We start from the raw sequence: 20,959 nt of genomic DNA on the forward strand, positions 1-20,959 counted from the left end.
CCTTTCAGCTCGGCCAGGCGGAACCGAGAATGCGCTGGACCGAGGTCGTGCGCTCGAAGCCGGGGATGAAGTGCTCGAGGACGTCGGAGTTCACCGTTCCGTTCGTCGTCTCGGGGCGGTCCTTCAGTCCGTCGAAGTAGGCGCTGAGGAACTCCTTCTTGAAATCACCGCGCGGGTGAACGGCGAGAATGTGCTCCAGCTGGTCTACGTCGAGCCGGTCGAGCCCGAGACCGATGACGTCGGTGAGTACGCCGAGATTGGTGGCGGCGATCTCCGGGCCCATCCGATCCGGAATGCCCGGAGTGGTGTGCAGGGCGATGGCCGTCCACACCGTGTCGGCTGCCGCACCGGAGAAACCGTGCCCGAGCAGGAAGGCCCTGCCGTGGTCCGCACCATCGACCTCGAACCGCTGCTCCGTATCGGAGAACGGCCTCACCAGCCCGGTGTCGTGAAACATGGCCGCCAGGTAGAGCAGTTCAGCATCGGGCTCCAGGCCCAGCCGCTGGGCGTGGAGCTGCCCGAAGAAGAAGACCCGGCGAGAATGGTGGTAGATCAACGGGCTGGTGTCGTCCCGGACGCGCTGGGTGGCCTCGGCGACCGCCGCGGTGTCGGGGATCTCCACCCCGGCAATGACTTCGGACATCTGTCCTGTCCCTTCTTCTCGTTGGTGTGGGTGACATCCATGCTGATCCCGCCCGCACCCCGCGCGCTGCCTTCCTACGGCCACGAACCCCTCAATAAGCGACACGATTGGAGAAGGCCAGGAAAAGCGGATACCGCCCAAGAAGGTGAAAGGCGGACACGACACCGCCCGCTGCGGCCTCGCCGTCAGTGCGACGCCATCGACTCCGGAATGCTGACCGGCGACGTCGAGATGTCCCCCGTCAGTCCGTTTTGTCGTCGTCGCGGTGCGCCGCTTCGATGACCTCGGGCGGCGCCGGCTTCTGCAGCCAGGCCCTGATCCGCAGCAATCCGCCGGCGACAGCACCGACTGCGAACACCGCGACGACGATCCACACTCCCGAGGACATACACCCAGTGTCCGCCTACAGCTGGTCGCGTGCCGCCATTACGGACGACTCCCTACGAACAACCACGCATCCCCTCCGCGCAGCAACCCCATTGCCTCTACGCCCCGGCGACGGGCGCAAGCAGTGCTCGCCGACCGCGCAGGTGGCGGTCGGCGAGCACAGAAACCGATCAATCGGACGGCGGCTCGTACAACTGGAGATCGTTGCCTTCGGAGTCCTTGAAGGACGCGATTCGGCCCCACGGATGGTCGCTGATGTCGCCGACGAACGACACGCCTCCGTCTTTCAGCCGAGAGACCTCATCGTCGATACCGCCGTCTGGCTGGAACGTCAGCAGCGCACCGCCGCTGCCGTCCGCCCCGGACGACTCGCGAGCATTGAGGCCGACCATCAACCCGTTGGCGTCCAACTCTGACCATTCGTCCCCCTCTTGCTTCACCTCGAGTCCGAGTGTCTCGCCGTAGAAGCCCAACGCCCGCTGCATGTCCTTGACCGGTAACCACACCGTCGCCACGCCTGACACCATGTCTTGCCACCTCCATCTGGATGTTGTCGAACGCACAGTGCGATACCCCGTGACGTCATCGTGAGTCCTGCCGAATTGTGACGCCTCGGTGCAGCGATGAGTTCTCGCCGCTAGAGGGGTCAGTTCCGGCATGACCACCACAGACGGCCTGATCTCCCGCTCGCTCGACGTTCCCGGCGCCCGCCTGCATTACGAAGTCCGCGGCGCTGGTCCCCTGTTGCTCATCATCGGCTCGCCGATGACGGCCGCGGAGTTCGCTCCCCTGGCTCATGCCCTGGCCGGTGACCACACCGTCGTCACTTACGACCCGCGCGGCTTCGGGAGCAGCCCGGTCGACGACCCCGACGGCCCGTCGACCCCCGAACTCCGAGCCGATGACGTGGCGGCGATCCTCGACCATCTCGGCGCGACGTCGGCCGACGTGTTCGGGTCCAGCGGCGGAGCCGTCACCGGTCTCGCGCTGGTGGACCGTTTCCCCGGCCGTGTGCGTACGTTGGTCGCTCACGAGCCGCCACTGCTGGAACTGCTGCCCGACGCCCAGGAGCAGCGCGCGGCAACCCAGGACATCACCGACACGTTCCTGTCCGACGGACTGCACGCGGCATGGATGAAGTTCATGGTCAACGCAGGCTTCGACGTGCCCGCCCCCGGCTCCGATCCTGCCGGGCAACCCGACTCACAGGGCGAGCCGATGACCACCGAACGCGAAGTCGCCGAGGGCGCCCGCTTCTTCGTGCACGACCTGGCGCCGACGACGCAGTACCTTCCCGACTTCGACGCGCTGCGGGCGTCGACCTCACGCATCGTGATCGGGCTCGGGGCCGAGTCCGGCCACCTGCTCACCCACCGGACGTCCGTTGCCGTCGCGGAGCGACTCGGCGTGCAGACCACCGAGTTCCCCGGCGATCACGGTGGATTCATGAGTGCGCCAGGCGAATTCGCGCAGCGTCTGCGCGAGATCCTCGCGGCTTGACCCACGCAACTTCGGTCAGACGGCTACGTCGCGGCTCCAGACCCGGTGCTCGCCGAGACTCTCGATCAGCGAGGCACACAGTGCGGACGCCTCCGACCCGCTGAGAACACCCGCGGCGCTCTCGCTCACCCCCGCCCGGGTCAGCAATTCGGCGCCCTGCTGCAGTACGGCGATCCCCTTGAAGTGCCGGAAGACCTCGTCGACGAGGATCTTGGCCTGCACAGTGCCGGGCGAGCCGGCGATCACCAGCGCGTCGAACTCGATCGAGCGTGCGGTCGCATACGTCCGAGAGACCGGCACGCTGCCGCCATCGTGGGTAAGCACGCCGCCGTGCGGCGCGATCACCAGGGGCACCAGCTTCGCCGCCCCGAGCGCGTCGACCACGGTCGACACGTCAGCGAGGTCGGAGTCCGGACCGACGAGGACGCCGATGTTGCGGCCCTCCACCGGCCAACGCCGGCCCACCTGAGAGACCGCGGGACTGATCACCGTCGGCTCTTCGGGTGGTGTGGTGGGTGCGGGCGGCTCGAGGCCCAGCCCCGCGGCGACCGTCGCGCACAGCTCGACGTCGATGTTCGCCAGCACCGCCAGCTGCCGCTCCTGGATCGCCCTCTCGTAGCACTTGCCCAGTTCGAAGGTGTACGCGTCGGCCACGTGAGCCTGCTCGACGGCGCTGAGGCTGCGGTAGAACATCGTCACCTGGCTGAAGTGGTCGTCGTAAGAGGCTGGTGCGGCACGGACTTTCGTCGACTCGGCCACCGCTGCCGGCGCCTCGATGAACGCGCCGGCGTCTGCGCCCGCAAAGAACGGGCATCCGCCATCGAGTGAATTCGGCTTATAGGGCGCGACCCCCGGATGCACGCCATGCTGGTGGAAGCCATCGCGGAGCATGTCGTTGACGGGTGCGTGCGGGCGGTTGATCGGGATCTGCCCGAAGTTGGGTCCACCCAGCCGGGTGAGCTGGGTGTCCAGGTAGGAGAACAGCCGTGCCTGCAGCAGCGGATCGTCGGTGACGTCGATGCCGGGCACCAGATGTCCCGGATGAAAGGCCACCTGTTCGGTCTCGGCGAAGAAGTTGGTGGGGTTGCGGTTGAGCTGCATGGTGCCGATCACCTGCACCGGCACCAGCTCCTCGGGCACGAGCTTGGTCGGGTCGAGCAGGTCGATGCCCTCGAACATCTGATCCGGCGAATCCGGCATGACCTGCACGCCGAGGTCCCATTCGGGGTAGGCGCCCTTCTCGATCGCGTCGGCGAGGTCACGGCGATGCAGATCCGGATCCATTCCGGCGGCGATCTGCGCCTCCTCCCACACCAGCGAGTGCACGCCGAGGCGCGGCTTCCAGTGGAACTTCACCAGCGACGTGGAACCGTCCGGGCCGGTCAGCCGGAAGGTGTGCACGCCGAAGCCCTCCATCATCCGGTAGGATCGCGGGATGCCCCGGTCGGACATGTTCCACATCGTGTGCGCCTGGGCCTCGGTGTGCAGGGACACGAAGTCCCAGAAGGTGTCGTGTGCACTCTGGGCCTGTGGGATCTCACGGTCGGGATGCGGTTTGGCGGCGTGCACGACGTCCGGGAACTTGATGCCGTCCTGGATGAAGAACACCGGGATGTTGTTGCCGACCAGATCGAACGTGCCTTCGTCGGTGTAGAACTTCGTGGCGAAGCCGCGGGTGTCGCGCACCGTGTCGGCCGATCCGCGCGAACCCAGCACCGTCGAGAAACGCACGAACACATCGGTTTCCGCGCCGGACTTCAGGAATCCCGCCGTGCTGATCTTCTCCGCTGCGCCGTTGGCGTGGAACGCGCCGTGCGCGGCCGCGCCGCGGGCGTGCACCACGCGCTCGGGGATCCGCTCGTGGTCGAAGTGGGTGATCTTCTCCCGCAGGTGGTGGTCCTGCAACAGCGTCGGCCCGCGCCGCCCGGCCTTCAAGGAGTGGTCGGTGTCGTAGAGCCGCGCACCCTGCGCGGTGGTGAGGTACTCCCCCTGTTGCCCCCGCGCCGTCTGACCGCCGCCGACGGAAAGGCCTGTGGCCGTGCGCAGATCTGGTCCGCCCTGATCGGGTTTCGGCGGAAGCGGCACGCGCGCGCTGGTCGGCTCGTCGAACGGCGCCGGCTCCGGAGCGGGCGCCCCGGGGATGTACTTCGGGCTGTGCTGCTGGAGCCGCTCGGCGGCCTCCATCACCTTGTCCTTGGCGTCCTTGACGACGCTCTTGATGGTCTCTTTGGCTCCGCGGTCGGTTGCCATGGCCTCCCCCTCATCACGGAGCAGGCCCGCGAATGGGCCCGCTCGGTTCGACCGCCCGACTTCCCACTGCGGCGCTCCCTAAACGCGGTGGCGCAAGTGGAGTCGGCAGTGTCGGTCCACGCGTCCCGGGCGCCGATCAGGTCGGAGGCAGAGCCCACCGCCATTCGTGGTGGACGTCCCAGCCGTCCACCGCCTCCACCAATGCCATGAGTCCAGTGGGATAGACCAGGGACACCAGCCAACGGCGCGAGCCGCCTTCGCTGCCGGAAAAGCCCGCGTTCAAGAATCGTTTGAGCCACAAGAAGACTCGCTGGCACGTCCCCTACTCTCCCAGTCGGCAGAGCGCCGCGGAAGGTGAGGGTCCGGTATTCTCGTGTATCACGAACCGGCTGCGATCATGACAACTCCGGCCATGGCGCCGCCGACACCGAGGTTCTGCATGATCGACATACGTTCGTGGTCGATGATTCGCGCCAACAGCACGGTGGCGGCCGGATAGAGGGATCCGAGGACCGCCACAACGGAAAGTGCTCCCGAAACCGTCGCCTGGGCGAACGCCAAGTTGGCGCACACATCGAAGATGCCGATGATGATGAGCACGACGATCACTCCCGGTGGAAAGCGCCGAGCGGGTCCGTGGTGCCGGTGTCGAGAGCGCAGCGTCAGGACGGCTGCCAGGCAGAGCACGGGGATCGACGCACTGCGCATGACGAGCATCGTCATCACCGTCGAGTAGGTCGAGCCGCCGGCGATGGCAAACTGCAACAACCCGAATCCTGCAGCGGCGCCGATCGCCAACATGATCGAGCGGGTGTGCCGGCGCGTACGGGCCCCGGAATCAGCAGGTCGTGCCGTGACGACCACGCCAACGATCGCAACGACGATCCCGACCAGGCACAGCGCCGAGGGTACGGTGCCGCCGATGATGTCGATCAGCACGGGGATGATGACGCCGAGCGCGGCTATCGGGGCCACTATTCCCATCGTGCCGATCGCCAACGCTCGGTAGAAGAGCCCCACCGCCGCGGCACCAGCCAAACCTGCGCCCATCGCCCACGGAACGTATCCGGTCGGTGCGTCGCTGGAGCCCGACACGAGCGCGGCGACGAGGGCGACGAGGAACCCCGCCAATTGCGATATGAGTACGACGACCACGGTGGGGCGGCCACGGGAGGACTTGCCCCCGAGGAAGTCGGCCATCCCCCACATCAGTGAAGAACCCAACGCCAGCAGGATCGTCACCAGGCCGCATCCCGGCGGCGGCGAAAGGGCTGCCGTGAACGACGCTCGTGCGGAACGGCCTCGACCCAGCGAGGCGGCGACTGCGCCACGATGGGCCACGACTTTCTCAGACGGGCATTGCGATATGAGCGATGCATATCAACCAGGTTAGCCGGGGGCGGCTTCAACGGTGAATGCGCGGTGGGTGAGCGGTTCTCACCGATCTTCCGGAAGCGCAGCCGGACAATCCATGCAGACCTTGCGGTTGCAGAGTCGGCACAGGCGTCGCATGGAATCGACGTCGGTGATGGCGCTGCCCAAGACGGGCTCGACGAGACCGGCCACAGTATGCACATCTCCGTTCGGCATCGCTGACAGCAGTTCCTTCACGGCTTGCTCCCGTGCGGCGGCCAGCCTGCGCTCGGCTTTGGTGCCCATCCGTGTGGGTACCAGAAGCATTGTGCGGCCGATGCCCTGCTGACGACGGATCCAGCCCTTTTCGACGAGGCGATCCACCAGTCGCACAGTCCCGGGATGGGTCAGGTCCAGCACTCGACGCAGCTCGTCGATGCTCATCCCCGGGTCGGCGACGATGGCGACCAGGGCTGCGGGGCCACTGCCGGCCATGCCGGTGGCCTGCTCGACCGCGGCACGCACGCCGTCGGAGATTGCGATCGCCCATGCGGCCAGCACGTTCCGATCGCGGCTGCTCTGCTCAGCATGCACGACTCATAGTGTATTCACGGTTGCGTCGCAGGGTTGACGGGTATGTGTTGGCGCCTCGCGGACCCCTAAGCTACCGCGTATTGCCCTGCTGCTCAACGGTTCTCGATTCCCGAGACGAAGGTAGAGCCGAGGAGTGCCGTTCCCGCATACCTGACCTCGGCTCTTGCTCCGCTGTGGAACGATGCAGCAATGGACCCCGTCGCCGAATTCGACTTCGTCATCGTGGGGGCGGGCAGCGCGGGCTGTCTGCTCGCCAATCGGCTCAGTGCCAACCCCGATCACCGAGTGCTCGTGATCGAAGCCGGCGGCGCCGACAACTGGTTCTGGATCAAGGTGCCCGTGGGCTACCTCTACACCATTGCCAACCCCCGTACCGACTGGTGCTTCACGACGGAGGCCGATCCCGGTCTGGCCGGCCGCAGCATCATCTACGCGCGGGGCCGCGTGATCGGCGGTTGCTCGTCGATCAACGCCATGATCCACATGCGCGGGCAGGCCAGCGATTACGAGCTGTGGGCGCACGCCACCGGTGACGAACGTTGGCTCTGGGGTGGCCCGGACCGTCCGGGCGAGACCCTGGCCCTCTACAAGGAGTTGGAAGATTATTTCGGCGGAGCCGACGACTGGCATGGCGCCGGTGGTGAGATCCGGGTCGAGCGGCCGCGGGTGCGCTGGAAGATCCTGGACGCCTGGCAGGCCGCCGCCGCCCAGGTGGGTATCGCCCCGATCGACGAGTTCAACCGCGGAGACAACGCCGGCAGTGCGTACTTTCACGTCAATCAACGGCGTGGCCGACGGTGGTCCATGGCCGATGCTTTCCTTCATCCCGTCTCCCACCGACCAAATCTCACCATCTACACCGACACCCAGGCCGTGCGGCTGCTGATGGACGACCAGGTCCGCGAGGATCAGCGGCGCGGCGCCTGGACCACGGCGCAGCACCGCGCCACCGGGGTTCGATTGCTCAAAGACGGCCAGACCGTTGACGTCCGAGCCCGCCGGGAAGTGATCCTGAGCGCCGGAGCGATCGGGTCGCCACACCTGATGCAGGCCTCGGGATTGGGTCCGGCCGGGCTGCTCACTGAGTATCACGTGCCGGTGGCTGTCGATCTGCCGGGCGTGGGTGAAAACCTGCAGGACCATCTGCAGCTGCGAACGGTCTACCGGGTGCGGGGTGCGCGGACGGTCAACACGCTGTACCGGAACTGGATCACCCGCGCAGGTATGGGGCTGCAGTACCTGTTGATGCGATCAGGGCCCATGACCATGCCGCCCTCCACGCTTGGCGCCTTCGCCAAGAGTGATCCCACGCTGGCCAGTGCTGATCTGGAGTGGCACGTGCAGCCCCTGTCGCTGGCCAAGTTCGGGGAACCGCTGCATCCGTTCGGGGCGATCACTCCCTCGGTGTGCAATCTGCGTCCCAGCTCGCGTGGTCATGTCCGCATCGCCGACGCAGACCCGCTGACCCACCCGAAGATCTCCTGCAACTACCTGTCCACAGACGCCGATCGCGATGTCGCGGTACGGGGCCTGCGGATGACCCGGCAGATCATGGCGGCGCCGTCCCTGGCTCCCTACCACCCGGAAGAAATGCTTCCCGGCCCGGAACTGTCGAGCGACGACGACCTGCAGCAAGCGGCTCGTGAGCTGGGCACCACCATCTTCCATCCGGTGGGCACCTGCGCGATGGGAGCTTTCGACCCCCACGGTCGGCCGAGGTCGGCCACGACGGTGCTCGACACCGACTGCCGCGTGTACCGCGTCGCCGGGCTCCGGGTCGTCGACGCTTCGGCGATGCCCACCATCACCTCCGGCAACACCAACGCGCCGGTCATGCTGATCGCAGAACGCGCAGCGCGGGCAATCCTGCGATGAACCGGTCGCCTGTCGAACCGCAAGAGTGAGCCCTTGGCGCCTGGTGGGGTTGAGCACTGCTCAGACGGGGCAACCTCCGCTCGTCGTACGCACACTGACGAAAGAGGACCATCACATGACGATGCCCAGTGACGCCGCGAAGTCGGTCGAAACTCACGGGTCCAACGAAGGTCCCCGCGATCATGAGGGTGTGGACACCGACCACACCGCCTATGTCGATGAGAACAACGTCCCCCACCCCGGTGACGCGAACGAGGCCGAGTAGAGGCGGCAGTCGAACGCACTGACCAGGAAGGCTCCCTCATGGCCGTCAGTTCCCCAGGCAACCGACGTGTCTGGCTGATCACCGGGGCGACCAGTGGCTTCGGCCGGGCCCTGGCCGAAGCCGTCCTGGCCGACGGCGATGTCGTGGTGGGGACAGGCCGACACACCGGCGCACTCGACGATCTGGTTGCGGCACAACCGGATCGGCTCCAGGTACGTGCTCTCGATGTGACCGACACCGCGGCGGCAGCGGCCGCAGTCGACGACGTCGTCGATCGACTCGGACGTCTCGATGTGCTGGTCAACAACGCCGGCCGCACCCAGGTCGGCGCCCTGGAAGAAACCACCGAGGACGAGTTGCGCTACCTGTTCGAATTGCACTTCTTCGGACCGGCCGCCATGACCCGGGCGGCGCTGCCCCACATGCGACGTCAGGGTGGTGGGACAGTCGTACAGATGTCGAGCGTCGGCGGCCAGGTGACCGCGCCGGGATTCGCCGCGTACTGCGCCACCAAGTTCGCCCTCGAGGGTTTGACCCAGACGCTGGCCCAAGAGGTCGATTTCGGCGTGCGGTTCATCATCGTCGAGCCCGGAGCGTTCCGCACCAACCTCTTCGCGCCGGGTGCGGCCTACCAGTCCACGCCGATGCCCGAGTATGCAGCGACCGTCGGCCCGACACGGGACTACCTACACAGCGACGGCACCCAGCCCGGCGACCCGGCGAAGGCCGCCCGTGCCATCCTGACCGCGGTGCACTCGTCTGACCCGCCGCTGCGTCTTGTACTCGGCGGCGACGCGGTCGACGGCATCCTGGAGCGGTTGAGCGCCATGGAGGCCGAAGTGCGTCAGTGGGAACAGCTGTCGCGTGATACGTCGATCACCGACTGACCGGTCGGTGATCCGCCGCGAGCATCGGTCTCAGAGTTCGTCGGAGAAGTCCGCCGTGAGCCATTTGTCCGGCCGCACCGTGAAGAGCACGCTGGCCGAGTCGCCCATCCCGCGGATGAACGCGCGCCCGCCCTCGTCGCCGAGATAGCGGATCGCGATCTCGTTGCGCGCGTCCAGCGGCGCCGGCTTCTCAGTCTGCACGACGGTGCCCTCGACCACCACGTACTGGTAGGGCGGCTCCTCGCGCTGCACCACAAGAGTCACGACGCCCGCCTGCTCGATCAACCGCGCCTTGCGCGAGGCCGCCCCTGTGTTGATCCGGATCAACCCGTCTGTGGTGACGTCGTACCAGATCGGAACGCTGGCGGGCGGTCGGCCGTTCTCGGCCGCGACCGAGAGCACCGCCACTCGCGTGTCCTGAAGAAACTCTTGACGTTCGCGCTCGCTGAAGGCTTTCATGTCTGCGCGAACATGAGGTCTCGCCTGCGGTATTCCCAGACCCCCGGTGCAGGTGCACACGGCCCACGGATCAGGCGGTCGTGGCGATCCCTCCATCGACGGGGATGATGGTGCCGGTCAAGTACGCGCCGGCCCGGCTGGCCAGGAACACGGCGACGCCGGCCATGTCGTCGTCGCGACCGATCCGGCCTAGCGGGGCCGACGCCGCGATCACGTCGCCGAGCTCGTCGAGGGTTTCTGCCATCATCGTCGAGGGGAACGGTCCCGGCGCCACTGCGTTCACCGTGATGTGCTGCGGACCCAGTTCCTTGGCGAGCACTCTGGTGAGTTGGTGCAGTGCAGCCTTGCTGCTGGAATACGAGTAGTTGGGTCGCGCCGGAATGTGGATGGCGGCGATGCTGCCGATGTTGATGATCCTCGCGGGATCGTCGGCCGTGCCTGCGCTGCGAAGCGCCGGCAGCAGCGCCTGCACCAGCCAGAAGGGCGGCTTCAGATTGAGGTCGATGACCGAGTCCCATGCTGCGTCCGGGAACGTTTCCAAGGGTTCGTCGATCATGGCGCCCGCGTTGTTGACGAGGATGTCGAGACTCGCTGACTCGGCCGTGACGAGGTGAGCGAGGCGCTCGCACTCCTCGTGCTCGGACAGGTCAGCGGGGACCGCCCAGGCGTCACCGAACTCGGACAGTTGCTCCTGCGCCTCGGCGCACGCTGCGGCGTTGCGTGAGCTGATGATCACGCGCGCACCCGCCTGGACGAGCCCGCGCGCGATCATCATCCCGATGCCCCTGGTGCCGCCGGTGACGAGGGCGCGCTTACCACTGAGATCGAAAAGTTCTGCATGCTTCGCACATTGGCTGTTCGCCACGTATCGCCTTTCACTGGTCGGACACGACCGTCAGTCGGGCACCGTCGATTCACACATCCGCCGGTACCGGTATCAAGTGGGCCACTCGTCGGTGTATTCCGCCGGCCGGAATAAACCCCGCGCCTCCTGAACTTGGCTCAGGAGTTGCCCTCTCCCCGACCCAGGAGCTTTCATGACCCGTCCCCTCCGCGTCGCCGTCCAGATCCAGCCCGGTGGCGCGCCTGACTATCGCACGTGGCGGGATGCCGTGCTGGCCGCCGACGACCTCGGCGTCGACGTCATCTTCGGCTACGACCACTTCCACCGACCGGTGATGGATGCGCTCGTCGACGGCAAGCCCATCCTGTCCGACGTGCAACCCGACGTCGCCAACTTCGAGGGCTGGACCGCCCTCGCTTCCTGGGGCGAGATCACCTCGCACGCGGAGATCGGGCTCCTCGTCACCGGTGTCGGCTACCGCAACCCGGACCTACTCGCCGACATGGCGCGCACCGTCGACCACATCAGCGGCGGACGGCTGATCCTGGGCCTCGGCGCAGGATGGTACGAAAAGGACTACATCACATACGGTTACGACTTCGGCACCTTCGGCTCCCGCTTCGATCTCTTCGACGAGAGCCTGATCCGCATCGAGAACCGGCTCGCTGCACTGATTCCGCCGCCCGTGCGCAAGGTGCCGATCCTCATCGGCGGTACGGGTCCCAAGCGCTCGCTGCCCGCCATTGCCCGGCACGCCGACATCTGGCATGCGTTCCAGGAGCTCGATGCGTTTCGGAAGCTCAGTGACCGCGTCGACGAACTGGCGGCGGCGTTCGGCCGCAACGGCGCCGATATCGAGCGCTCGACGCTGTGGCAGGGCGAACGTAGTGCCGAGGGGTTCCGCGAGGCAGGCGTCACCTTGTTCCAGACCGAACTCACTGCCGACGACGGCTACGACCTGACGTCGCTGAAGGAGGTGCTCACCTGGCGCGACAACGGATGACCACCGAGTCGCGTCGGGTTGTTCGTCTGCTCACTCGCGGGGCTCGCCCGTCTCGTAACGGCCGGTCTTCTCCGTGAGGCGGATCCGGTACACGGTCCCCGGAAAGCCGGCGCCGGAATGGGCGTGACCGGCGGCGAACTCCGGCCCGAGGAGGGGCGCCAAACGATCCAGGAGCAGGTTCAGTCCCTCTCGCGCGGCGGTTCCCTCCAGTAGTTCTGTTGTCCCCCAGGCGATCACGCTGCGCCAGTTCGACAGGTCGGTAATGTTCTCGACCTCGAAGCACACCGCGCCGTCCTGCTGCAGGGCCGTGAGCTTCGCGCCCGGCATCGAGTGCCCGTACACGCAGCCTTCGTGGTAGACGTAGCACACCGGCACCACATACGGTCGCCCGTCGCTCAAGCATCCGATGCGGCCGACGACGCCCTCACACAGCTCGGCCTCCACATCCGCAGGATCGAGGTTGCCCAGCATCCACTGCCTCCCAGCTACCGTGCACTCCTGTCATGGACACCTCGATGCTGCGCCACCCGCCGCGTCGGGGTAATGGGCGAAAGACCCTTGGTCTGCGGCCGTCGGTCACGGGTGCCGATCCAGCGGATAGGGTGACACCCACTGCACCGTCTCACGAAGCGATCGATACATGGCCGACACGATGCGCAGCCTGCCGCTGGCGCCGCCGGGACACACCCCGCGCCGCGTCATGACGATCGCCGGCTCGGATTCCGGCGGCAGTGCCGGTCTGCAGGCCGACATGCGGGCCTTCGCGATGCTCGGTGCGCACGGATCCGCCGCCCTGACGGCCGTGACGGTCCAGAACACGTTGGGCGTCAGCGCTTTTCACGAGGTGCCGGCGGAGGTGGTGGCCGCCCAGATCAGTGCGGTGGCGTCCGACATCGGGATCGAGGCGGCCAAGACCGGCATGCTGGCCTCGGCCGCGATCATCCGGGCCATCGTCGCGACCTGGTCCGCCGAGGGGCTGCGCGGCGCTGTCCCCCTGATCGTCGACCCGGTATGCGCCTCCAACGTGGGAGAGCCCCTTCTGCACCCCAGCGCACTCGACGCCATGCGCCACGAACTGATCCCCCTGGCCACGCTGGTGACGCCGAACCTCGACGAAGTGCGACTGCTCGTCGGCATCGACGTCGTCGACGACGACACCCAGCGCGACGCGGCCAGGGCGCTGCACGCGCTGGGGCCGCAGTGGGCCTTGGTCAAGGGCGGCCACCTGCGTACCTCACGCATCAGCTCCGACCTCCTCTTCGACGGTTCGGAGTTCCACCAGTTCGCCGCGGCTCGCGTCGACACCCGCCACGACCACGGCGCCGGCGACACGCTGGCCGCCGCGATCACCGTGGCGCTGGCGCATGGTCTCCCGGTGCCCGATGCGGTGGCGTTCGGCAAGCAGTGGGTGACCGAGTGCATCCGCGCCGCCTATCCCCTGGGCCACGGCCTCGGGACCGTCAACGGAATGACCAACCTCCACCGCTGACTCGCGTGGCGTCGCGATGAATGCTGTCCGTCGGTGCAGTCTGATCTGCGTGGGCACACTCATCTATGGCTTCAACGTGTCGGTCGACGGGTACATCGCCGACGCGCACGGCAACATCGACTGGAGCGAGCCGAGCGACGAACTGCACCAGTACTGGAACGATTACGAGCGGGACACCGCTCTGTCGTTCTACGGGCGGCGACTCTACGAGCTCATGTCGTCCTACTGGCCGACCGCCGATCAGGCTCCCGACGCCACCCCGATGATCGTCGACTACGCCCAGGTGTGGCGCGACATGCCCAAGGTGGTGTTCTCGCGCACCCTGGAGTCCGTCGACTGGAACTCCCGCCTGGAACGCGGCGACCCGGTCGAGGTGGTCAGGAAGCTCAAAGCCGAGACCGCGGGCAGGCTGGAGGTGGCGGGTGCGACGCTGGCCGCACCGATCGTGCAAGCCGGTCTGGTCGACGAATACCGGATCGTGCTCGCGCCCACCGCGGTCGGCGGTGGTCTCCCGTTCTTCCCTGCCCTCCCGTCCCGGATCCCACTGCGACTGGTGGAGAACCGGACGTTCCCGGGTGGCACCGTGCTGCTGCGCTACGAGGCGAAACGCGACTGATCGGACGGCATGTCATTCAGCGGCGCAGCAGCGGCGCGACCTCAGTGCCGACGAAGTCGACGAACTCCTCGATCGGCGCTGCGGCCCGCGGCTGAAACACCAGCGTGTCCGTGCCGGCACGCAGCCACCGCTGCGCCGCGACGGCGATCTCTTCGGCGGTCCCCGAGACTCCGACGTCGGCGCCGGGATCGAAGCCCCACTCCCCGATCTCGTCGAGGAGATCTCGGTGCGCCCGCGCCCCCGTCGTGCACAGCAGATACGTGACGACCGCGTGCCGGTGGGCCCCGGATCCCTGGCCGGCGCGGATGTGAGACACCGCGTCGCGCAACTGATCTGGAGACGTTCCCCCGGTGATCACCGTCCCGGCCGCGAGTTCGCCACTGAGGCGCAGCGTCTTCGGTCCCACCGCCGCGGCCAGGATGCCCGGTGCCGGATCGGGTGGCCAGTCGAGCTGCACCTCGTCGAGGTCGACGTACCGACCATGGAAGGTGACGCGTTCTCCGCGCAAGAGTCCGTTCAGGCAGGTGAGGTACTCGCTCAGGAGCGTCATCGGCGAACTGACCCTCTCGCCGATCTGCGCCATCCAGTCCTGGACGCCGTGGCCGACGCCGATGCGAAGCCGACCGGGGAACGCGCGGGCCAGCGTCGCGATCTCCATCGCCGCCAGCGCGACGTTGCGCACCGGTACCGGCAGTACCCCGACCCCCACCGTGAGACGAGTGCTGTGCGACAGCGCGATGGCCGCCGCGGAGATGCCGCCGGCCAGGAAGCAGTCCTCCCACAACCACAGCTCGTCGAGCCCGGCGGCATCGGCCGCGGCAGCCGCTGCGCCGATTCGCTCCGGGGCCGTCTGAGGGCGGTAGACGCATCCGACCCGCGGGGTCGGGCCCGTCTGCGGTCCGTCTGTGGTCACGAGCGAATCCTCGCACAGTGGCCGGCATCACTCGCCGACGCGATGTTCTCGGCCTTTGCTGAATTCCCTCTCAGTTGCGTCTCAGTCGTCGTCGGCATGGTCGAAGAAGCCGCACGCATTCTGACGACCGAAGGGAACGACACTGATGATGCACCCGCCCCCATCCCCCGGGTACCGACCGGGACCGGGCTTCGAGTGGGCCGGCGGGACAACGCAGCACCCCCCGAATTCGTTGCCGCACAGCGCGCACCCCGAAGGCCGCCGCCGCGCGCCTCGCGTCGTCGTCTTCGCGGGCGCCGCGGCGATCGCTCTCGCCGGCGGCGGCATCGGCGCCGCGACGGCGTTCGCTGTGCAGGACCACGCCCCGTCGGCGGCGACGCCGCCGCCCGCCGAGCGCGTCCAGTCGCTGAAGCCTGCCGCCACTGCGGCCCCGGGTTCGGTCGAGCAGGTGGCCGCCACCGTGATGCCCAGCGTGGTCAAACTCCAGATCACCACGGGCCAGGGCGTCGCCGAGGGCTCGGGAATCGTCCTGAGCCCGGACGGACTCATCCTCACCAACAATCACGTGGTCGCCCCGGTTGCCGAGGGTGACACGACGGGCGCTCAGCCCGCGGGGTTCGACGGCGGGAACACGATGAGCACCGTGACATTCTCCGACGGTCGCAGCGTTCCGTTCACCGTCGTGGGCACCGATCCGACCGGCGACCTCGCGGTCGTGCGCGCCCAGGGCGTCACCGGACTGACGCCCATCGCCATCGGTTCCTCGAAGGACGTCCAGATCGGCCAGGAAGTGGTCGCCATCGGATCCCCACTCGGCTTGCAGGGCACTGTCACCAAAGGCATCGTCAGCGCACTGAACCGCCCGGTGACCGCCGGTGACGGCGCGGGTGGCTCCGGCGTGGTGCTCGAGGCGCTGCAGACGGATGCCGCCATCAACCCCGGTAACTCGGGCGGTCCCCTCGTCAACATGAAGGGCGAGCTGATCGGCGTCAACTCCGCCGGCGCCAGTACCGGCTCCGGTGGCGGTTCGATCGGGCTCGGCTTCGCGATTCCGTCGGACCAGGCCAAGCGCATCGCCGACGAGTTGATCTCCTCGGGCACCGCCAGCCACGGATCGCTCGGCGTGCAGCTGAGCACCGACGCTGCTGACACCGCGGGCGCCGCCGTCGCCGACGTCGCGGCGGGAAGCCCTGCGGCCCAGGCGGGTTTGTCCAGCGGCTCGGTGATCACGAAGATCAACGACCAGGTCATCGACGGGCCGGAGGCTCTTGCCGCGGCCGTGCGGTCGAAGGCGCCCGGCGATCAGATTTCGCTGACCTACCAGGACGGCTCGGGCGCGACCCGGACCGCGCAGGTCACGCTCGGGTCCGCGTAGGCCGTTCGGATCACCGGCGCGGGTCGATGATCGTGATGCCCGCGGGTGCCGCACTGTCGAGAGCCGGCAGTGCCGCACCCGCGTCCTCGAGCCCGATGGTCCGCTCGATGAGCTCCTGAGGCCGTAGCTCCCCGCGCTCGATCATCGTCAGCATCGCAGGGTAGTCCGCCGCCGCCATCCCGTGGCTTCCCAGAAGATCGATCTCCCAAGCGATCACGCGATCCATCGGAAGACGCGGATGACCGTGCACCGGCGGCAGCAGACCCACCTGGACGTGTCGGCCGCGACGGCGAAGGCTGAGGATCGACAACTGGCAGGCCGCTTCGTGCCCCACCGCGTCGACGCCGACATGGCTTCCGCCGCGGGTGATCTCGTGGACCCGGTCGGCGACGTCGGCGCCGTCGGCAATCAGGGTGTGATCAGCCCCGAGTGCCTCCGCCGCAGCCAGCGCGCCGGATGTCCGGTCGATCGCGATGACGTTGGCGCCCAACGCTTTACCGATCATGACTGCGCTCAGGCCCACGCCGCCCGCGCCCACCACGGTCAGCCACTCCCCGTCTGACAGATGGGCCCGGCCGATGAGCGCCCGATAGGCGGTGGCGAACCGGCAGCCCAGACTCGCCGCCGCCGCGAACGAGACGGATTCGGGAAGGGCCACCAGATTCGTGTCGGCAGCAGGCAGGGCGACGTACTCGGCGAAGGAACCCCAGTAGGTGAATCCGGGCTGCTCCTGACGGGGACAGACCTGCGCGCTGCCCGATCGGCACCACGCGCAGACGCCGCAGCCGCACACGAACGGCACGGTCACCCGGTCACCGACCGTCCATCGCTGCACGCCGGCGCCGACCGCTTCGACGACACCGGCCAGCTCGTGGCCCGGAACGTGCGGAAGCGAGAGCGTCTCGTGGCCGACCCACGCGTGCCAGTCGCTGCGGCACAGTCCCGTTGCCCGAACGGCCACCACGACCCCGTCATGGGGCGCAACAGGATCCGGCACGGTCCGGACGTCGAGCGGGCCGCCGACGCGGTCCATCACCAGTGCGCGCATCGTGCTTCTCAGAATCCGAAGTAGACCGCGGCCATGTCGTCACCGCCGTGGCCGGCGCTGCTGGCCGCATCGAAGGCCGCGCGAACGCCGTCGATCAGCACCGTCGACACGCCGGAGGCGCCGAGCGCATCCCCGATCAGCCCGGCGTCCTTGCGGACCCCGTCGACGCTGAACTGGGGAGCGTAGGAGTCCCGGATGATCGCCGCACCTTTCATCTGGAGGTAAGCGGAGTTCGCGGCTGATCCGTCGAACGCGTCCAACACCTGCTGCTGGTCGACGCCGAGCGCTTTGGCCAGGGCGAGTGACTGCCCCGCAGCGGCAGCGAGCGTGGCGATCCACGCATTGCACGCCAGTTTGAGTTTCGAGCCGAGCCCCGGTTCGTCGCCCACCCAGATCGTCTTCGTGCCAACGGCATCGAACGCCGGCTGCACCCGGTCCCGCAGCGCGGGATCACCGGACGCCAGCATCACTAGTTGGCCCTGCTCGGCCGGCGCCTTCGTGCCGAGCACCGGACAGTCCAGGAAAGCGACACCGTGCCGGGCGGCGACCGACGCGGTCTGTGCGGCACCCTCGACGCCGACGGTCGCGCACTGGACGAAGACCGCGTCCTGCTGCATGTGCGGCAGCACGGTCTCCATCACGTCCAGGGTGGATTCTGCGTCGAACAGCATGGCCATCACGACGTCGGCGTCGGCGACGGCCGCAACCGGATCCAACGCCACCGTCGCGCCGTCGTCGGCCAACGGCTCCGCCCGCGCGACGGTGCGGTTCCACACCGTGACGTCCATGCCTGCACGCAACAGAGACTGTGCCATGCCGGCACCCATGGCGCCCGTACCCAGGATTGCAACTCGCATGGGCTTCATTGTGCGCGTCGCGCGCGCGTCGCTCGCGCTACCCTCGCCAACCATGGGTATTCCCGAGGTCGAACCGACAGCGCCGTCGCCCCTGTTTCTGGCGGGCGCCAAGCTGATGGGCACCGACACCGCGCGCCGGTTCCTCAAGCGGTACGGCTGGCGCATCGACCGGGCCGTCATCAAGCTGACGAACGGGCACGTGTCGATGTCGCTCGTGCTTCCCGAAGTGCTGCTCACCCACACCGGCGCGAAGACGGGTCAGCAGCGCAGCACGCCACTGACCTACTTCACCGATCGCGGCAGGGTCATCACCATCGCCTCGAACTACGGCGGCGACCGCCACCCCGCCTGGTACCACAACGTCATGGCGCATCCGCACGTGACGCTGTCGACGCGCGGCTACACCGGCACCTTCGTCGCCGAAGAGATGACAGGTGCCGAACGGGACCGGCTGTTCGACCTGGCCAAGCGATTCGTCCCGAACTACGCCGACTACGAACGGATGGCCGGCAGCCGGCGGATCCCGGTCGTGGCGTTCACCGAGACGACGTCGGGCTGACACGGGGGTCTCGTCCGCCTGCCCTCGTTGACAGTGCTCTCGATGAGGCGTTGACTGGACTCTGTTAGGAAAAGACCGGCATGGGGCCGGGTTCCACACTGCCCGTCATGGGCCTGTGATCCCGTCGACGTCGAGTAGCCGCCCAAACATCCTTGTTTCGTGCGCGCCTGCACAGTGTGTCGTGGGTCGACTTCCTTTCTCTATCCCGGTGTCCGGCCTTAGAGGTTTGATGGCTGACGCTCGTCTCCGACACCACCAGGACCCGCCGAGCACGGCCCGTGTGCGGGGCTGTCCCCCGCGCCCCGCGCACGGGTCATCCACATGTCTGCGAGCGATTCACGGGGGTGGGTCGATACTCCACCCACCGCCAGGTCAATCCCGATTACGCTGCCTCACAAGAATTTCAAGGTCCGCAAGCAGGGCGGGGCGGGCATCAGAATCGCTGATCAGAATTTGTGCCGTCTGGGTCAGGTGCTGTCCGTGCACACGGGCGTGTTGCCGCAACATCGCGAACGCGTCTTCTACGGATATGTCGAAACGCTCCCTCAAGTAGCCTTTGGCCTGCTCGACGACGACCCGGCTGTTGAGTGCGGCGCGCAGTTGCGTGCCGACTGTCGCTTCGTTGGGGGCGTGATCTTGGAGGATGGTGACCGAGGCGATGTGGGCGAGGGTCCGGGCGACCAGCAGATCGGCTTCGTCGAGGTCGCCACTGTGGGTGCCGAACAATCCCAAGGCTCCGAGCACCGAGCCACCGGCGCGCATGGGCACGGCGTGCACCGACACGTAGCCCGCGTCCGTGGCAGCGGGCACGAACAGCGGCCATCGCTGTCGTTCCAAGGACAAGTCGGATACCACGACGATCTGGCCGTGGGCATAGCACTCCAGGCAGGGGCCTTCGTCGGCCTGAATCTGGAACAGCTCCAGCTCTTGGGAGCGTTCAGAGGTTGCGGCCATCAGGTGGAGGTGTTGCCGTGTGTCCGCCAAGAGGAGGCCCGCAGCTTCGACGTCGAGCAGTAGGGCGCAGTGTTCGGTGAGATCGGTGAGAAGCTCCACGGTGTCGAAATCGTCGAGCAGGGTGTCGACGAGGGAGACGACGGCGTTCAGAACGCGGGCTTCTCTGGGTGTTTCACTCATAGTGGTGTCCCTTCTGCGTCGTTCGCCTTGCCAGCATGGCGGCGGGAGCGGCGCATCACTCGCCGTCCAAGCGTAAGCGTCGTTCGAGGATGTCGCGGGCGACCTCGGTGGCGCTCCGACCGGTGGCGTAGGCGTGCGCACGTAAACGGACCAATGCGGCTGGCGCGCTGATCGTCAGCTGTGCCATCAACATGCCGGTGGCCTGGCTGACTTCCGCCCGGGTCAGTGTGTTGAGCTCGTTCCAGGCGTCGCTGCCCGGCTTGGCGGCCATGTCGTCCAGATTGTGGTGGAGAAGATCCAGCATAGGCATCTGAGCCAGTTCGGCGGCCGCCGTCACGCCGGCAACTTGCTCTGCCACCAGAGCCGTCGGGGCCGCCTGGAACAGATCCAATGCGCCAATGTATTCGCCGGCGATCATGATCGGCACCGCGTACACACCGTGGATGTCGTGGGCCAGCATCGCGGGACCATAACCCGGCCAACGGGTTTCGGCGGGGTCGGCCAAATCGACCACTACCACCGGTGCCCGGTACGCCACAGCATCCAGACAGGGCCCCTCGCCGTGGGTGAACTGCTCCTCGTCATACATCCGCGCGGCGGCATCGCTTGCTCCCAGGGTTCCGATATTGGCGCCGTCGAACACCAGCGATACCGCGGCAGCATCAATGCTCAGGAACTGCACACAGGCTTCGCAGAGCCGATCTGCGGCGGCCACACCTCGGCTGTCCCCAACGGCTTCCAGGAGTTGTTCTAGGATCGCCGTCATGGTCTGAGGCGCGTCGCAGCAGTTGCGGCAGAACCACGTTCAGCTCTCACTTCAAGGCCCATCTCTACGGTCACAGCCAGGGGGTGTCCCCCACTTCCCTGGTCGTGATGATCAGACGTACCCACCACCGGAGCTTCGAAAC

Annotated in this window: 23 protein-coding genes; 9 read left to right on the top strand and 14 right to left on the bottom strand. The window is 67.4% G+C overall.

What is annotated here, in order from left to right; genetic code table 11:
• Window positions 1-4 precede the first annotated feature (4 nt).
• From MCHUDSM44219_RS15135 to MCHUDSM44219_RS15140, 3 genes are all read right to left on the bottom strand, one after another.
• A complete protein-coding gene (locus MCHUDSM44219_RS15135) occupies window positions 5-643 on the bottom strand; it encodes an HD domain-containing protein (protein WP_048419061.1) in 639 nt (212 codons plus the stop codon).
• A 241-nt stretch (window positions 644-884) separates the two neighbouring features.
• Window positions 885-1,031 (bottom strand): hypothetical protein, encoded by a 147-nt coding sequence (locus MCHUDSM44219_RS30310; RefSeq protein ID WP_165762022.1) that lies wholly within the window; start codon window positions 1,029-1,031, stop codon window positions 885-887.
• Window positions 1,032-1,200: 169 nt separating this feature from the next.
• Complete coding sequence (locus tag MCHUDSM44219_RS15140; RefSeq protein ID WP_201778149.1) at window positions 1,201-1,545, bottom strand: VOC family protein; 345 nt, start codon at window positions 1,543-1,545, stop codon at window positions 1,201-1,203.
• Window positions 1,546-1,687: 142 nt separating this feature from the next.
• On the opposite strand from MCHUDSM44219_RS15140, the gene MCHUDSM44219_RS15145 reads away from it, so the two are divergent.
• The gene (locus MCHUDSM44219_RS15145; RefSeq protein ID WP_048419063.1) at window positions 1,688-2,530 is read left to right on the top strand and encodes an alpha/beta fold hydrolase; all 843 of its coding nucleotides are present in this window, start codon (window positions 1,688-1,690) and stop codon (window positions 2,528-2,530) included.
• Window positions 2,531-2,545: 15 nt separating this feature from the next.
• On the opposite strand, the gene MCHUDSM44219_RS15150 is transcribed toward MCHUDSM44219_RS15145, so the two are convergent.
• The 3 genes from MCHUDSM44219_RS15150 to MCHUDSM44219_RS15160 all read right to left on the bottom strand — a co-directional run bounded on the left by MCHUDSM44219_RS15150 (window position 2,546) and on the right by MCHUDSM44219_RS15160 (window position 6,727).
• Window positions 2,546-4,714, bottom strand: coding sequence for a catalase (locus tag MCHUDSM44219_RS15150; RefSeq protein WP_413783612.1), 2,169 nt, complete (start codon window positions 4,712-4,714; stop codon window positions 2,546-2,548).
• Between the two features lie 444 nt (window positions 4,715-5,158).
• Window positions 5,159-6,022, bottom strand: coding sequence for an EamA family transporter (locus tag MCHUDSM44219_RS15155; RefSeq protein WP_048419065.1), 864 nt, complete (start codon window positions 6,020-6,022; stop codon window positions 5,159-5,161).
• A 195-nt stretch (window positions 6,023-6,217) separates the two neighbouring features.
• The gene (locus MCHUDSM44219_RS15160; protein WP_048419066.1) at window positions 6,218-6,727 is read right to left on the bottom strand and encodes a MarR family transcriptional regulator; all 510 of its coding nucleotides are present in this window, start codon (window positions 6,725-6,727) and stop codon (window positions 6,218-6,220) included.
• Window positions 6,728-6,916: 189 nt separating this feature from the next.
• On the opposite strand from MCHUDSM44219_RS15160, the gene MCHUDSM44219_RS15165 reads away from it, so the two are divergent.
• From MCHUDSM44219_RS15165 to MCHUDSM44219_RS15170, 3 genes are all read left to right on the top strand, one after another.
• On the top strand, window positions 6,917-8,602 hold the full coding sequence (locus tag MCHUDSM44219_RS15165) for a GMC family oxidoreductase (RefSeq protein ID WP_048419067.1): 1,686 nt from the start codon (window positions 6,917-6,919) through the stop codon (window positions 8,600-8,602).
• Between the two features lie 115 nt (window positions 8,603-8,717).
• A complete protein-coding gene (locus tag MCHUDSM44219_RS30315; protein WP_165762023.1) occupies window positions 8,718-8,867 on the top strand; it encodes a hypothetical protein in 150 nt (49 codons plus the stop codon).
• 38 nt (window positions 8,868-8,905) lie between these two features.
• The gene (locus MCHUDSM44219_RS15170; protein ID WP_048419068.1) at window positions 8,906-9,754 is read left to right on the top strand and encodes an oxidoreductase; all 849 of its coding nucleotides are present in this window, start codon (window positions 8,906-8,908) and stop codon (window positions 9,752-9,754) included.
• A gap of 30 nt (window positions 9,755-9,784) precedes the next feature.
• Here MCHUDSM44219_RS15170 and MCHUDSM44219_RS15175 read toward each other — a convergent pair whose 3' ends face one another.
• Window positions 9,785-10,213 (bottom strand): pyridoxamine 5'-phosphate oxidase family protein, encoded by a 429-nt coding sequence (locus MCHUDSM44219_RS15175; protein ID WP_048419069.1) that lies wholly within the window; start codon window positions 10,211-10,213, stop codon window positions 9,785-9,787.
• Window positions 10,214-10,283: 70 nt separating this feature from the next.
• On the bottom strand, window positions 10,284-11,078 hold the full coding sequence (locus tag MCHUDSM44219_RS15180) for an SDR family oxidoreductase (protein ID WP_048419070.1): 795 nt from the start codon (window positions 11,076-11,078) through the stop codon (window positions 10,284-10,286).
• 172 nt (window positions 11,079-11,250) lie between these two features.
• On the opposite strand from MCHUDSM44219_RS15180, the gene MCHUDSM44219_RS15185 reads away from it, so the two are divergent.
• Window positions 11,251-12,060 (top strand): LLM class F420-dependent oxidoreductase, encoded by an 810-nt coding sequence (locus tag MCHUDSM44219_RS15185; protein ID WP_048419071.1) that lies wholly within the window; start codon window positions 11,251-11,253, stop codon window positions 12,058-12,060.
• A 30-nt stretch (window positions 12,061-12,090) separates the two neighbouring features.
• Here the strand turns inward: MCHUDSM44219_RS15185 and MCHUDSM44219_RS15190 are convergent, their stop codons facing one another.
• A complete protein-coding gene (locus tag MCHUDSM44219_RS15190) occupies window positions 12,091-12,531 on the bottom strand; it encodes a pyridoxamine 5'-phosphate oxidase family protein (protein ID WP_048419072.1) in 441 nt (146 codons plus the stop codon).
• 169 nt (window positions 12,532-12,700) lie between these two features.
• Here MCHUDSM44219_RS15190 and thiD point away from each other — a divergent pair, with 169 nt between their 5' ends.
• Both thiD and MCHUDSM44219_RS15200 read left to right on the top strand, forming a co-directional pair.
• Window positions 12,701-13,549 carry a bifunctional hydroxymethylpyrimidine kinase/phosphomethylpyrimidine kinase gene (gene thiD, locus MCHUDSM44219_RS15195; protein WP_048419073.1) on the top strand — a complete coding sequence of 283 codons (849 nt, stop codon included), beginning with the start codon at window positions 12,701-12,703 and terminating at the stop codon, window positions 13,547-13,549.
• Between the two features lie 49 nt (window positions 13,550-13,598).
• Window positions 13,599-14,165, top strand: coding sequence for a dihydrofolate reductase family protein (locus MCHUDSM44219_RS15200; RefSeq protein ID WP_048419074.1), 567 nt, complete (start codon window positions 13,599-13,601; stop codon window positions 14,163-14,165).
• A gap of 16 nt (window positions 14,166-14,181) precedes the next feature.
• Here the strand turns inward: MCHUDSM44219_RS15200 and MCHUDSM44219_RS15205 are convergent, their stop codons facing one another.
• Window positions 14,182-15,078: an LLM class flavin-dependent oxidoreductase gene (locus MCHUDSM44219_RS15205; RefSeq protein WP_048419075.1), complete on the bottom strand. Its 897-nt coding sequence runs from the start codon at window positions 15,076-15,078 to the stop codon at window positions 14,182-14,184.
• A 148-nt stretch (window positions 15,079-15,226) separates the two neighbouring features.
• Here MCHUDSM44219_RS15205 and MCHUDSM44219_RS15210 point away from each other — a divergent pair, with 148 nt between their 5' ends.
• Window positions 15,227-16,453, top strand: a complete 1,227-nt coding sequence (locus MCHUDSM44219_RS15210; protein WP_413783609.1) for a S1C family serine protease — start codon at window positions 15,227-15,229, stop codon at window positions 16,451-16,453.
• A 10-nt stretch (window positions 16,454-16,463) separates the two neighbouring features.
• Here the strand turns inward: MCHUDSM44219_RS15210 and MCHUDSM44219_RS15215 are convergent, their stop codons facing one another.
• Window positions 16,464-17,501 carry a zinc-dependent alcohol dehydrogenase family protein gene (locus tag MCHUDSM44219_RS15215; RefSeq protein ID WP_048419077.1) on the bottom strand — a complete coding sequence of 346 codons (1,038 nt, stop codon included), beginning with the start codon at window positions 17,499-17,501 and terminating at the stop codon, window positions 16,464-16,466.
• Window positions 17,502-17,509: 8 nt separating this feature from the next.
• Window positions 17,510-18,523 carry an NAD(P)-dependent oxidoreductase gene (locus MCHUDSM44219_RS15220; protein WP_330218626.1) on the bottom strand — a complete coding sequence of 338 codons (1,014 nt, stop codon included), beginning with the start codon at window positions 18,521-18,523 and terminating at the stop codon, window positions 17,510-17,512.
• Between MCHUDSM44219_RS15220 and MCHUDSM44219_RS15225 the strand changes: the two genes are divergently transcribed.
• Window positions 18,411-18,917 carry a nitroreductase family deazaflavin-dependent oxidoreductase gene (locus MCHUDSM44219_RS15225; protein WP_048419078.1) on the top strand — a complete coding sequence of 169 codons (507 nt, stop codon included), beginning with the start codon at window positions 18,411-18,413 and terminating at the stop codon, window positions 18,915-18,917. The two genes, MCHUDSM44219_RS15220 and MCHUDSM44219_RS15225, sit on opposite strands and share 113 nt — an antisense overlap.
• Window positions 18,918-19,289: 372 nt before the next feature.
• On the opposite strand, the gene MCHUDSM44219_RS15230 is transcribed toward MCHUDSM44219_RS15225, so the two are convergent.
• Both MCHUDSM44219_RS15230 and MCHUDSM44219_RS15235 read right to left on the bottom strand, forming a co-directional pair.
• Entirely contained in the window at window positions 19,290-20,051 is a 762-nt protein-coding gene (locus tag MCHUDSM44219_RS15230) for a GAF and ANTAR domain-containing protein (RefSeq protein WP_048419079.1), read from the bottom strand.
• Between the two features lie 55 nt (window positions 20,052-20,106).
• Window positions 20,107-20,817, bottom strand: a complete 711-nt coding sequence (locus MCHUDSM44219_RS15235) for a GAF and ANTAR domain-containing protein (protein ID WP_048419080.1) — start codon at window positions 20,815-20,817, stop codon at window positions 20,107-20,109.
• Between the last annotated feature and the right edge of the window lie 142 nt (window positions 20,818-20,959).

This window comes from Mycolicibacterium chubuense (assembly GCF_001044255.1).
GTDB lineage: Bacteria > Actinomycetota > Actinomycetes > Mycobacteriales > Mycobacteriaceae > Mycobacterium > Mycobacterium chubuense.